The organism is Pseudomonas duriflava (assembly GCF_007830155.1).
In the GTDB taxonomy this organism is placed as follows: Bacteria; Pseudomonadota; Gammaproteobacteria; order Pseudomonadales; family Pseudomonadaceae; genus Chryseomonas; species Chryseomonas duriflava.
In genome coordinates, this window is record NZ_VLKY01000001.1 from 72,154 (window position 1) to 85,916 (window position 13,763).

General features: G+C 56.6%; 10 protein-coding genes. 4 read left to right on the top strand and 6 right to left on the bottom strand.

The features are described from left to right. The 6 genes from prmA to IQ22_RS00380 all read right to left on the bottom strand — a co-directional run bounded on the left by prmA (position 1) and on the right by IQ22_RS00380 (position 8,785). Positions 1-876, bottom strand: a complete 876-nt coding sequence (gene prmA / locus IQ22_RS00355; RefSeq protein WP_145136333.1) for a 50S ribosomal protein L11 methyltransferase — start codon at positions 874-876, stop codon at positions 1-3. A gap of 85 nt (positions 877-961) precedes the next feature. Further along, complete coding sequence (gene accC, locus IQ22_RS00360; protein ID WP_145136337.1) at positions 962-2,308, bottom strand: acetyl-CoA carboxylase biotin carboxylase subunit; 1,347 nt, start codon at positions 2,306-2,308, stop codon at positions 962-964. Between the two features lie 16 nt (positions 2,309-2,324). Next, on the bottom strand, positions 2,325-2,786 hold the full coding sequence (gene accB, locus IQ22_RS00365; protein WP_145136340.1) for an acetyl-CoA carboxylase biotin carboxyl carrier protein: 462 nt from the start codon (positions 2,784-2,786) through the stop codon (positions 2,325-2,327). A gap of 410 nt (positions 2,787-3,196) precedes the next feature. Then, positions 3,197-4,987 carry a protein-disulfide reductase DsbD gene (locus IQ22_RS00370; RefSeq protein WP_145136343.1) on the bottom strand — a complete coding sequence of 597 codons (1,791 nt, stop codon included), beginning with the start codon at positions 4,985-4,987 and terminating at the stop codon, positions 3,197-3,199. Between the two features lie 83 nt (positions 4,988-5,070). Then, positions 5,071-7,053 (bottom strand): methyl-accepting chemotaxis protein, encoded by a 1,983-nt coding sequence (locus IQ22_RS23910; protein ID WP_158635392.1) that lies wholly within the window; start codon positions 7,051-7,053, stop codon positions 5,071-5,073. Positions 7,054-7,156: 103 nt separating this feature from the next. Continuing rightward, positions 7,157-8,785 carry a GGDEF domain-containing response regulator gene (locus IQ22_RS00380; protein WP_145136350.1) on the bottom strand — a complete coding sequence of 543 codons (1,629 nt, stop codon included), beginning with the start codon at positions 8,783-8,785 and terminating at the stop codon, positions 7,157-7,159. Positions 8,786-8,994: 209 nt separating this feature from the next. Between IQ22_RS00380 and IQ22_RS00385 the strand changes: the two genes are divergently transcribed. From IQ22_RS00385 to speA, 4 genes are all read left to right on the top strand, one after another. After that, positions 8,995-10,050: a DUF2333 family protein gene (locus IQ22_RS00385; RefSeq protein WP_145136353.1), complete on the top strand. Its 1,056-nt coding sequence runs from the start codon at positions 8,995-8,997 to the stop codon at positions 10,048-10,050. A 128-nt stretch (positions 10,051-10,178) separates the two neighbouring features. Next, positions 10,179-11,168 carry an aldo/keto reductase gene (locus IQ22_RS00390; RefSeq protein ID WP_145136356.1) on the top strand — a complete coding sequence of 330 codons (990 nt, stop codon included), beginning with the start codon at positions 10,179-10,181 and terminating at the stop codon, positions 11,166-11,168. A gap of 189 nt (positions 11,169-11,357) precedes the next feature. Continuing rightward, complete coding sequence (locus tag IQ22_RS00395) at positions 11,358-11,729, top strand: translation initiation factor Sui1 (protein ID WP_145136359.1); 372 nt, start codon at positions 11,358-11,360, stop codon at positions 11,727-11,729. Positions 11,730-11,823: 94 nt separating this feature from the next. Next, complete coding sequence (speA, locus tag IQ22_RS00400; RefSeq protein ID WP_145136362.1) at positions 11,824-13,737, top strand: arginine decarboxylase; 1,914 nt, start codon at positions 11,824-11,826, stop codon at positions 13,735-13,737. Positions 13,738-13,763 lie beyond the last annotated feature (26 nt).

Genomic DNA, 13,763 nt, shown 5'->3' on the forward strand with positions numbered 1-13,763 from the left:
TTAGCGACGCACGCCGGTGATCCGTATCCAGCCTTCACGTTCCGCAGTAGGATCAAGAAGGAAGGCCGACTCATAAGCGGCGCGTACTTCTTCCGCCTGTTCGGCAAGTATGCCAGACAGAGCCAGGCGTCCGCCGGGCTTTACGAGATTGCTTAATTGTGGAGCAAGACTAACCAGGGGACCAGCCAGGATATTGGCTACCAGCACGTCTGCTGGTTCGGTCGGAAGTGATTCGGGAAGATAGACCGGAAAGCGTTCCGGAGCAATGCCGTTGCGCCCGGCATTGTCTCGCGAGGCCTCAAGTGCCTGGATGTCAATGTCGGTACCTATTGCGCGCTTGGCCCCTAACAGCAGGGCAGCAATAGCTAGGATGCCTGAGCCGCAACCAAAGTCGAGTACCTGGCAGTCTTCTAGCGGTTGTCCATCAAGCCATTCCAGGCATAGTGCCGTGGTGGGATGCGTGCCTGTACCAAAAGCCAGACCAGGATCCAGTAGCAAATTGACGGCGCCCGGCTCGGGTGCTTCATGCCAGCTCGGTACAATCCACAAGCGTTGGCCGAAGCGCATCGGTTGGAAGTTGTCCATCCAGCTGCGCTCCCAATCCTGGTCTTCGATATGCTCCAGCTGGAAAGCTTTCTCGCTCCCTGCCAGCAGGGTCAGGTGTTTGGCCAGATCATTTTCATCAATATCCGCCTCAAACAGGGCCAGCAGATGGGTATTGCTCCACAGCGGCGTGGTTCCCAGGTCCGGTTCGAAGATCGGTTGATCCTCGGCATCCATGAAGGTCACGGAGACAGCGCCCAGATCGAGCAGGGCATCTTCATAGGGCTGGGCTTGTTCGGGCGTGATGGCGAGTCGGACTTGCAGCCAGGACATGGCGAAACCTTTCAGCGTCGTAGGATATTTCGGGTAGAAAAAAGCAACGGGCCGCATAAGGCGGCCCGTATTTCAAGCGTGGCTCTTAGTGTTTCAAGCCTAGCTTGTTTTCCAGGTAATGGATGTTCACGCCACCTTTGCTAAAGGCTTCATCGCGCGTCAGCATGCGATGCAGATCGGCATTGGTTTTGATGCCATCGACAATCAGCTCATCCAGGGCGTTGCGCATCCGGGCCATGGCCTCGTCGCGGGTCCGTCCCCAAGTGATTAGCTTGGCGATCAGCGAGTCGTAGTTCGGCGGAACCTTGTAGCCACTGTACAGGTGCGAGTCGACCCGCACGCCATTGCCACCCGGCGCGTGGAAGTGCTTGATCAAGCCCGGAGAGGGCATGAAAGTCTTCGGGTCTTCGGCATTGATCCGGCACTCAACGGCGTGGCCAGTGATCTTGATGTCTTCCTGCTTGATCGACAGCTTGTTACCAGCCGCGATGCTCAGCATTTCCTTGACGATATCGACGCCCGTAATCATCTCGGTGACAGGGTGTTCCACCTGAACGCGCGTGTTCATCTCAATGAAGTAGAAACGACCGTCTTCGTACAGGAATTCGAACGTACCTGCACCACGATAGCCAATTTCAACGCATGCCTTCACGCAGCGAGCCAGCACTTCAGCACGGGCCTTTTCATCAATCTGCGGAGCTGGGGCTTCTTCGATAACCTTCTGGTGACGACGCTGCAGCGAGCAGTCGCGGTCGAACAGGTGCACGGCATTGCCCTGGCCATCGGACAGAACCTGAACTTCCACGTGACGCGGATTGCCCAAGAACTTCTCCAGGTAGACCATGGAATTACCGAAGGCAGAGCCTGCTTCAGTCTGAGTCAGCTTGATCGACTTGATCAGGTCGGCCTCTTCATGAACCACGCGCATGCCACGACCACCACCGCCGCCAGCAGCCTTGATGATCACCGGATAACCTACTTCACGGGCGATGCGCAGGCACTCGGCCTCATCGGTCGGCATGGCGCCATCGGAGCCAGGTACAGTCGGCACGCCGGCCTTCTTCATGGCGTCCTTGGCGGATACCTTGTCGCCCATCAGACGAATCACGTCTGCAGTAGGACCAACAAAGGTAAAGCCGGAGCGTTCAACCTGCTCAGCGAAGTCGGCGTTTTCAGCCAGGAAACCATAACCTGGATGAATAGCGGTAGCGCCGGTCACTTCAGCTGCGCTGATAATGGCCGGAATATTCAGGTAGGACTGCGGAGACGGGGCGGGGCCGATGCAGACCGATTCGTCGGCCAGGGACAAGTGCATCAACTCACGATCGGCGGTGGAGTGAACGGCCACCGTCTTGATGCCCAGCTCCTTGCAGGCACGGACCACACGCAGGGCAATTTCCCCGCGGTTGGCGATCAGGACTTTTTCCAGCATCGCGGACTCCCGTCGATCAGACAATGGTGAACAGCGGCTGGTCAAACTCAACCGGCTGGCCGTTTTCGACCAGGATGGCGCCAACGGTACCGCTAGTTTCGGCTTCGATGTGGTTCATCATCTTCATGGCTTCGACAATGCACAGAATGTCGCCTTTCTTCACGCTCTGGCCAACCTCAGCAAAGGCAGGAGACGCGGGAGAGGACGCACGATAGAAGGTGCCAACCATCGGCGAGCGGACAACAGTGCCGCTCAATTGCGGTGCAGCGGCAGGTGCTTCGGCGGCAGGTGCTGCGGCAGGAGCCGGAGCGGCAGCAGGAGCAGCGGCTACCGGCGCAGCGGTATAAACGGCAGTTTGCACGGCGCGCTGGCTTTGGCGGCTGATTCGAACGGATTCTTCGCCTTCACGGATTTCCAGTTCATCGATTCCGGATTCTTCCAGCAGTTCGATCAGCTTCTTGACTTTACGAATGTCCATTACCGTTGGCACTCCCCACGGGTTTATACGTTTACGTTTTTATCGGGCGAATCACGTTGATTCGCCGTCCTGTCATGCAAGAGCAAGGCGGTATGTCGCCTTGCCAATCTTTTCAATGCCGGGACAACGCCAGGGCAGATGACCTGACGCAACCCGCACCGTGATAGCCGTGAAAGGGATACGGCCATCCTAAATGTCTGTACGCGTCCTATGACGGAGCGGTTCAAGCACATGGGATGCTCGTTATCAGCGATGCGTCACGTCGTGAGTGTTTCTGTTCACAACAACCTGCCAGCGCTTACAGACGAGGTAATGGCGGCGGACTATGCCGGATTGATTGCTGACTGTCTAGTCGCCTGACGTTTGCCGTAAATGTCAGCACGATGGCCGAAATTTTATCTTATTACTCGCTACAGGCTTTCTTTGAAGCGTTGCAGTTTGTTAAGGAAGGTGGAAGCGTCTATTTCGCCAATAACCCTTATATCGCGGCGCTCCTGCCCATTGCGGTCAAAGAACTGGATAGCCGGAGGGCCGAACAGGGCGTAGCGATCCAGCAGTTGTCGCTGAGCAGCGTTACTAGCAGTGATGTCGAAACGAATCAGACGAAAGGTAGCGAGTTCATGTGCGACGGAGGGAGTATTGAAGACGTCGCGTTCGATGACCTTGCAACTGATACACCAGTCGGCATACCAGTCGAGTACTACTGGCTGATGGTTTACTTCTGCCTCTTTTAGCGCTTGGTCCAGCGCTGCAGGCGTTGTCACGGTCTGCCAGCTTTGTGCAGGCTCTACTGTAGAAGTGGCTGTTGTCTGTACTGGCGGCAAGGGGCGAAGTGGGTCCGACTGGCCTTGCAGCGCACCTATCCAGGAACTGATGGCATATACAAGCAGCGCGATGCCCGCTAGTTGGGCGAGCCGTTGCCGGGGTGTTTTTACGGTAAATTCAAGCGCGCCCAGGAAAAGCGCTGTGCCGGCAGCCAGCAGGCCCCAGAGAGCCAGGGCCAGCGGGCCAGGTAGCAGACGCTCCAGTAGCCAGATTGCTACGCCGAGGAGCAATACCCCAAAGGCATTGCGGACGCCTATCATCCAGGCTCCGGAGCGGGGCATCAAGGCACCGCCACCGGTTGCGAACAAGACCAGCGGAGCGCCCATTCCAAGGCCGAGCGCAAACAGCTTTAAACCGCCGCCCACTGCATCGCCGCTACTGCTGATATAGAGCAGCGCACCAGCCAGGGGAGCAGATACGCAGGGTGAAACCAGCAAGCTGGACAGTACACCCAAGGTTGCAGCGCCTAGCACTGAGCCGCCTTTGGCCCCGCTGGCTAGGCGGTCAACAGGATGACGAATGAAGGCAGGCAGGCGCAGCTCGAACAAACCAAACATGGCCAGAGCGAAGAGTACAAAAAAGGCGGCGAACGGAATCAGTATCCAGGCGGATTGCAAACGGGCCTGAAGATTTAACCCCGCACCGAATAGTCCCATCAGTGAGCCTAACAGAGCAAAGCAGGCAGCCATGGGCAGGACGTATGCCAATGACAGTAGTAATCCACGCCCTACGGTAGGATGTTCGGCGTGGCGGCTGCGCAGCACTATGGAAGACATAATAGGCAGCATGGGCAGTACGCAGGGTGTAAACGTCAAGCCCAGGCCAGCCAGAAAGAAAAGGGCTAGATCGCGCCACTGCCAGCCGGGAGCAACTGGCTTTGTATCACCAGAAGCAACAGACACCGATGATGGAGTTCCCAATGATTCGCTCAGGGCAATCCGCTTGGTTTCGGGGGGATAGCACAAGCCTTTGTCGGCACATCCCTGGTAGGTCACAGATAGCTGACCGACTGCATCCGGTGCAGTCAGTGGAATATCGATATCGACGACCGCATGGTATACCTCGACATCGCCAAACCATTCGTCGTGTTTCGGCTCACCGGTTGGCAAGGTGACGTCACCAATCAGCCCCGGCGGAGTTGTGCTGAACTGGAAGCGTTGACGATACAGGTAATACCCTTCGGCAATGATGAAACGCAAAGTAAGCCGATCCGGGTTGGAAGTAAGCCGCTCGATACGGAAAGCCTGATCCACCGGAAGAAAATCCCCGGCACTGCTAGAAGCACTCAGGCTCGCAGGAGGGCGATTGCTATCGAACAGACCAGCAGAGGCTGCGGTGGAAAACAGAAGACAGATCAGTAATAGCAGGCGGAGCATAGCGATCTCAACAGGCGGAACTGCTGTGCATGATACCGAATGTCCTCTGCTATGAACGGACCGATTGCTCCGATCTATGTGTATCAGCCGATGTCAGCCCGCTCATGCTTGAACTGTTGTAGGGTTCGTTGCAGTTCTTCGCTCAAGCTCAGAAGCTGCTCGCCCTGCTGCTGTCCTTTGGCGATCAGCTGGAGATTGGTGTTGCCCTGACGATGAATGCGCTCGCTGTGTTCACGAATTTGGCTGACCGTATGAGTCTGCTCCGCCGTGCTGTTCGCGATACGCTGAACTCCCTGGGTAATCGTTTCAATCGCCCGGATGGTCTCGTCTAGGGCTCGCTCGGCCGCTGCGGCGCGGCTGGCTGTCTGCTTGGCCTGTTCCACCTGAGCATTCATGGCCTGCAAGGACTGGCGTGCCGCCTGCTGTAGCCGCTGAGTCAACAGACCGATCTCGCCCGTTGCATCGGCGCTGCGTTGAGCAAGAGTACGCACTTCGTCAGCAACCACCGCGAAGCCTCGTCCCTGTTCGCCGGCACGTGCTGCTTCGATGGCGGCATTGAGAGCCAGCAGATTGGTTTGTTCGGCGATACTACGGATCACACCCAGTACACTATCGATTGTGGCGGTTTCGCCAGCAAGATGATCGACGAGGCGGGCATTATCCTGAACCTGGCCTACCAGATGATGCAGCCCGGAAAGGCTATCTGCGATGACTGCTTGTCCTTGTATAACCGTGCGACTGGCCGATTGACTGGTATCGGCTGTGTGATGGGCGTCGGTGGCAACCTGCTGTATGGTTGCCTCCATGCCGGTCAACGCTGTTCTGATTTCACCGGTGCCTTGTGCCTGTTCTTCTGCGCTGTGATGCAGATTGGTGCTCAGCGCCGCCAACGTTTGACTGCTACCGCCCACGTGGCCGGCATGGGCATGAAGCGTACCAACTAAGCCGGTCAGGTACTGGCGTAGCTGGTTAAGGTTGTTCTGGAGAATATTGAGTTCGGTGGTTCGGGTTCTGGTTTGCAGTGGCTGGGAAAAGTCGCCTTCGGTCCACCTTGCCAGCGTCGGTACCCAGCGTTCTAGCGTGTGGGCCAACCTGCGTTGAAGTCTATCGACCGCCAGCGCTGTAAGCAGGATGAGCATGATGATGCTGCCTTGAAGCAAGCGCACCTCATGCTGAATGCGGGCGTGTTCGGCAATGACGGCTGGTTGTAGAGCTGCCAGCGCAGTGTTTACGGCGTGCAGGCGTTGCTCAGTCGTTTCGATTAGTTCAGCCCGATGCCGGATCAGCGTGCGGGTGTTGGTCAGCTCTTGAGGATAGCGCCGCAACAAGCCAAGCAGCTCACGCTTTAGCGCAATACCTCGGTCCTCGACCTGAGCGTCTGCCGTATCGCTCTCCAACCCCATGAGCGCAGCGAAATCATTGGCTGAAGAAGAAGTTTCTTTTACTTCCAGTAAAGATAACTGCTCCAGACGCTGAGCCGTTGCGGTCAGCATTTCCAGTTCGCGGACGACTTCAGCCCCTAACTCATCGCGGCCGCTTGCTATCAGCTTTTCCCTGGCCAGAACAAGGCGGACTAAATGCTGCGAGGCCACGGCGAGCGGGGCAGCGTACCGCTCGGCTTCTGGGTGAAGGTGGCCTTCTTCAACGTAATGGCCCAGTTGTTCTAGAGTAGCCAGCAGATCACGCTCGGCCTGGATCAGCAATGCCTGTGGGTCGGCAGCCAGTTTGCCTGCGGCCAGTAAATCCTGAGCGGTAAAGGTGCGCAGGGCTTGAAGGTCTGGTGTGAGACGCTGCGCCAAGCTGCTCGGCAGTTGATTGAGGTCGTCCTGAAGCTGATCCAGCGCTTGCAAGGCTGCCTCATGCTGGAGCGCATTGCCGCTGGACAAGTACATTTGGAGATTATGACTGACACGTTGCGTTACGGTGTTGGATAACACCAGATAGCGCTCCATCAGTTCAAACGGGCGCTCCAGTGCACGCTGCGACCAGACGAGCGTAATGCCCAGGGCGCAGCAAATGGTTACCAGGAGCAGGGTGTTAAGGTTCGTCAGCGACTTCAGGCGCACGGAGAGCACTCTATGCTTGGCGAGAGAGCTGCCAAGCATAGCGAAGCGATATGACGCTTTTATGGCTTGTGTGATCTAGGTCACGTTTCGAGGGCGGGTGGAATCACCCAGCCAGATTAGCTCCATGAATTTCTACGCGGTTACGACCGTTACGCTTGGCGCTATACAAGGCTTCATCCGCCTGCCTGGCCAGGTCATTGATATCCTGGTCAGGGCTTAGCTGTGCAATGCCAGCGCTGAAGGTACACGCCAAACTGTCGCTCTGTGTGGGGTAATGAATCTCGGCGAAGCGTTTGCGAATCTCTTCAATCAGACGCAGGGCGGCCTGGGCATCGGTATCCGGGAGTACAACAGCGAACTCTTCACCACCGTAACGGCCAATATGGTCGGTCTTGCGCAGACGCTGCTTTAAAAACAGGGCCAGGCTCTTGATGACTCGATCACCCATGGGGTGACCGTAGCGGTCATTGACCTGTTTAAAGTGGTCGATATCAAGCATCACGAAAGTTAGCTGCTGTCCCATACGGCGCGCATGGTAGCTGGCGTCTTCGAGTAGCTGCAGGGTGTGGGTATGGTTGTACAGGCCGGTCAGGCTGTCCTGCACCATACGGGCCTTAAGGCTACGGGCTCGGGCTGCCCGGGTTCGCACTGTCGCGATCAAGTGATGTGGACGGATCGGCTTGGTCAGGAAGTCGTCACCCCCTTCGCTCATCGCGTCCAGCTGCTTGTCCAAATCCCCTTCGGCCGACAGGTAAATGATCGGTACGCTAACGTAACGCTCATGCTGCCGAATAACCTTGGCCAGCTCAGTGCCGGTGCATTCAGGCATGTACATGTCAAGGATAATCAGGTCCGGATTGAATTCGGCCAGGTGAGACATCACGGCAGTTGGGTTGAGCAGGGTGCGAGTCAGGATACCTGCGCTATTGAGCGACATTTCAGTATGCAGTGCCTGCGCGCGTGAGTCATCGACCACTAGAACCCGGATAGGATCGTAATAGGCTACTCGCGTAAGATTTTCGATCTTCTCAAGCAGGTGCGAGGCATCCAGGGTACCCGTGTAAAACTCGTGGCCGCCTGCGCGAACGGCAGCCAGGCGTCGATTGGTATCGGCTTCGTCGCGGCTAAAAAATAGGATCGGCAGTTTGGTTGGTAAATGGGTCTGGATCTCGGCGGCCAGTTGTAATCCTTGGGCTGGTCCATCGAAATCAACTTCCATCACAATGACGGCCGGATGCCGCTCGGCAACAGCACGACGAAAAGATTCGGACTCCTCGAAGACCTGGATCGTGACGCCAAAATATTCCATTTGCATGGCCAGGCGCTGCGAACGGGCCATGTCCTGAAGGGCGATGTAGATTGGTTTGCGCAAGGGCGGCAAGGCCATGCTGTCTAGTTGGTCGCCATGGCGTAGGCCTGTGCGCGACAAGCTTTGCATGAGCTGGCTGAGATCGGAAATGACGGGGCTGGTTAAACGGCCGCGGTTAGCTGCTACCTGGCGCAGGGAGTCACCGATCTGTTCCGCTATATGTGCATGTTCGGTCTGATCGAAGCGCTGAGCGTATTTGAGCAGGCGGTCATTGGCCTCTGTCAGCTCCTTGAGCGTCATGGCATTCCATTCTGTCCGATGCAGTCTTTGCCAGATCTCCAGTACCTGCCGGGCCTGGGTTATAACCCGCTGGGCAAAGTGGTGCTTGATACGGTCCAGACCAGGATCGTCATGCTCGCTCATAAGTTACCGTTCTTCCGTTGATGGTAATTGGTGGCTATGTGATATCAGGGGGCGTAAGACTATCAGTAACGTCTCGCTAGGTCATCGGCTGGCAGATGTATGACATTAGGCCTTCTATCAGCGGCTTCGGTACACTGTGGTTGCTTCATCAGCAACCCCTTGCCATCGAGAGGGTCGAACCTGAAATTCGACTATAAGGAAAAATCACTATGCTGGACTGGAAGAACCGTACAAGCAGTTGGCGCCAGCGGACAGGCGGTGCCTCAGCCGCGAACGGTAAACCCTGGCTGCGTATCGTGGCGGCCATCATTATCCTCTACCTCCTTGTGACCTTTGTCATGGGCTGGTTCTGGAGCCGGGAACCGGCTTTCTTCCCCGTCCAGCAGCGCGCTCAGGAACACGCAACGTCCGCTCAACGGCAACTGGTGTTGGGCTATACCACGGTAGAAACTCTGAAAGGAGTGGCCGGGACTTTGCTGGACAAGCCGGGCGGATACCTGTCCAACGATATTCTGCCGCCCGGTTTGTGGCTGGATGACATGCCTGCCTGGGAGTACGGCGTACTGGTTCAGGTGCGTGACCTGGCTCGGGCGCTGCGTAAGGATTTTGCTCGTTCGCAGTCACAGTCAACCGAAGACACTGACCTTGCACGAGCCGAGCCGCATTTCAACTTTGATAACCGCAGCTGGGCAGTTCCTTCCTCAGAGTCAGAATACCGTGCCGGTATTCGGGATCTGGACAGCTACCTGTCCCGCCTGGGGGCGCAGGGTCAACAACGTGCACTGTTCTATTCCCGTGCGGACAATCTGCGCAACTGGTTAGGCGATGTTGAGACGCGCCTGGGCTCGCTATCTCAGCGGCTATCGGCCAGCGTAGGCGGGGTACGCCTGGATGCAAACGTCAAACCGGACCAGGACATCCCTCCGGGGCAGATGCCTGAGGTGCAGGAGCGTACTGTCAAAACGCCCTGGTTGCAGATCGACAACGTGTTCTATGAGGCGCGCGGGCAGGCATGGGCGCTATCGCATATCCTGCGTGCCATTGAAGTAGACTTTGCCGATGTGCTGGCCAAGAAAAACGCGACGGTTAACATGCGTGAGATTATTCGCGAACTGGAAGCCGCGCAGCAGCCGGTCTGGAGCCCGATGATCCTTAATGGCAGCGGCTTTGGTGTCCTGGCCAATCATTCACTGGTGATTGCCAATTATATTTCTCGTGCCAACGCGGCCATTATCGACTTGCGCCAGTTGCTGGAGCAGGGCTAAGCGTTCCTGCCTGGCGGTATATAAGCCGCCAGGCAACTTTAGGTTTCCCTTCCGCTCCAATCTCCTTACGTTCCGATTCTTTCATGCACTGTTAAGCGTGTGAAATCCCTGAGCACAGGAGGTTTGTCATGTCGGTCGAAACACTGACCATTGCCGGTATTAGCCAACCCGTTAGTCGTATTGCTCTTGGTACCTGGGCTATTGGCGGCTGGATGTGGGGCGGCAGTGATGAGGCAAAGGCTATCGCCACGATTCGCAGCGCCGTGGAGCGCGGTATTAACCTTGTCGATACGGCGCCTGTCTATGGTTTTGGCAATTCCGAGGAAATTGTCGGTAAGGCTTTAGCCGGCATACGGGACAAAGCTGTTATCGCTACCAAGGTTGCCCTGGACTGGGATGACAATGGGCCGTTCCGCAATGCAACCCCTGCACGTATTCGCCAGGAGATCGAAGACTCGCTGCGGCGACTGAAGACCGACCATATTGATCTCTACCAAGTGCATTGGCCGGATCCGCTAACTCCTATCGAGGAAACGGCGCGTGAGCTTGAACGGCTTTGTCAGGAGGGCAAGGTCTTGGCGTTGGGCGTAAGCAATTTTTCACCCGAGCAGATGGAGGCGTTTCGTGCCGTGGCGCCATTGGCTGCCGTACAGCCCCCCTATAACCTGTTCGAGAGAGAGATCGAAAAGGATGTGCTGCCCTATGCCAAAGAGAAGGGCCTGACCGTATTGGCGTATGGCGCGCTTTGCCGAGGCCTGCTGGCCGGCAAGATGTCCGCCTCGACCGCCTTCGATGGCGATGACCTGCGTAAGGTCGATCCGAAATTCCAGTCGCCCCGTTTCGAGCAATACCTCTCTGCTGTTTCTGCCTTGAAAGATTATGCGCGTGCCCGGCACGATAAATCGGTTCTGGCTCTGGCTATTCGTTGGATTCTCGACCAGGGTCCTACCATTGCCTTGTGGGGCGCACGTAAGCCTGAGCAGATCGAGGGGGTTGAGGAGGCTTTTGGCTGGTCTCTAACGGCAAAGGAGCTAGCTGAAATCGATGGGATACTGAACGCTTTGGTTACCGATCCGGTCGGTCCCGAGTTCATGGCTCCGCCCACCCGGCAAGCCTGATGGCCTTCGACAGGCAGTATCCAGTGCTGCTTGTCGAAATTTTTTCCTAATTGCACTTTTTCCTGCTTAGCATTTGCTCGCAATGCTGGTAAATTGCGCGACCTTTTTATGCGCAGCCCCTGCCAGAGTGGGGCGCTCTCGGTTGGTCAGCCAACCTGTCGCTATCCTGACCCTGTGAGGAATTGCCCGGTGGTCAAGAAAGCCTCTTCCTTTGCCGGTCTCGGCGGCCTGGTGTACTCCACCGACAGCGGTCGTCATTGCCCGGAATGTAGTAAGTCCCTCGTCGATTGTCTTTGCAAGCAGGCCGTTGTGCCAGCAGGTGATGGCATTGCCCGGGTTCGTCGTGAAACGAAAGGCCGTGGCGGCAAAACTGTCACGACCGTCAGCGGTGTTCCGTTGGCACTCGATGAATTGAAAGAATTGGCCAGCACACTTAAACGTCGTTGTGGTACAGGCGGTGTTTTGAAGGACGGCATCATCGAAATTCAGGGCGATCACGTCGACCTGCTGATCGACGAGCTGACCAAGCGTGGCTTCAAGACCAAGAAGTCCGGCGGCTAGGTAGCCGCTCTTTCACTCATCCCATTCCAACCCAAACTTACCGCAGCGTGCTGCGGTCAATATTTTCATATCCTTGAACAGGAGAAGCCGGCGGATGTCACCAAGACGTACGCGCAAAGACGATGGAAGCCAATGGACCGTAGCCGATAGCCGTAGTGTGTACGGTATTCGCCACTGGGGCGCTGGCTATTTCGCAATCAACGAGGCGGGCAATGTGGAAGTCCGCCCCCATGGTCCGGATGGCGAGCCCATCGACCTGCATCTGCTAGTTGGACAATTGCGCGAGGCAGGACTGTCCTTGCCGCTGCTGGTGCGTTTCCCGGATATTCTTCAAGGGCGCGTGCGTGCATTGACTGGAGCCTTCGATAGCAATATCGAGCGTTTGGATTATTCGGGGCGTTACACCGCGCTGTATCCGATCAAGGTTAACCAGCAGGAAGCCGTGGTTGAAAACATCATCGCCACGCGCAACGTTTCCATTGGTCTTGAGGCCGGCTCCAAGCCTGAACTTATGGCCGTACTGGCTCTGGCGCCTAAAGGCGGCACTATTGTCTGTAACGGTTACAAGGACCGCGAATTCATTCGCCTGGCGCTGATGGGGCTCAAGCTTGGTCACAATGTTTTCATTGTTATCGAGAAAGAGTCCGAGGTTCAGTTGGTAATCGAGGAGTCGGAAGACCTCAAGGTCATGCCTCAGGTTGGCTTGCGGGTGCGTCTGTCTTCATTGGCCTCGAGCAAATGGGCGGATACTGGCGGTGAGAAGTCTAAGTTCGGCCTGTCGGCAGCGCAGCTCCTTTCAGTGATCGAGCGTTTCCGCAACGCTGGCCTGGAGCAGGGGGTACGCCTGTTGCACTTCCATATGGGGTCGCAGATCGCCAACCTGGCTGATTACCGCCAAGGATTCCGCGAGGCTATCCAGTACTACGCTGAGTTACGTGCGCTGGGTTTACCTGTAGACCATGTTGACGTCGGTGGCGGTCTGGGCGTGGATTACGATGGTACCCACTCGCGCAATGCCAGCTCCATCAACTATGACATGGACGATTACGCGGGGACGGTGGTCGGCATGCTCAAGGAGTTCTGCGACCGACAAGGCCTGCCGCATCCCAACATCTTCTCCGAAAGTGGACGCTCCATGACGGCTCACCATGCGGTGCTCGTTATGCAGGTAACCGACGTGGAGCGGAACAACGATACGATGCCGGATATCGAGAATTTCTCAGATAAGCCGGAGGTTGTGCAGTGGTTGATCGAGCTATTGGGTGATACCGATCCAGAAATGGTGACTGAGACCTATTGGCGGGCTACACAGTACGTCAGTGAGGCGTCAGCTCAATATGCCTCTGGGCGCCTTAGTCTGTGCGACAAGGCTCTGGCCGAGCAGTGCTATTTCGCTATCTGCCGTCGCTTGTATAACCAGCTGAAGGCACGTCAGCGCTCGCATCGTCAGGTGCTGGACGAACTGAACGACAAACTGGCCGACAAGTACATCTGTAACTTCTCGGTTTTCCAAAGTTTGCCGGATACCTGGGCGATCGGTCAGATTCTGCCTATCGTTCCATTGACGCGTCTCGACGAAGAGCCTATGCGGCGTGCCGTCCTGCAAGATCTGACCTGTGACTCTGACGGCAAGATCAATCATTACGTTGATGAGCAGAGCATCGAGACCAGTCTACCTGTCCATGATGTACGGCCTGGCGAGGATTACATGCTGGGGGTTTTCCTGGTAGGTGCTTACCAGGAAATTCTGGGCGATATGCATAATCTGTTCGGCGATACCGACTCGGTAAACGTCTATCAGGATGCTGACGGCTCGGTGCGTCACGGCGGGATCGAAACCCATGACACCATCGAGGACATGCTGCGCTACGTGCACCTTTCGCCTGAAGAGTTGATGACCTACTACCGTGACAAGGTAGCCGGCGCGAAGCTGACCGCGCGCGAGCGTACACAATATCTGGATGCCCTGCGCCTGGGGCTTACCCGATCGTCCTACTTGGCAGGATGATCGTTAACGGCTCCGGCTAACCGCCG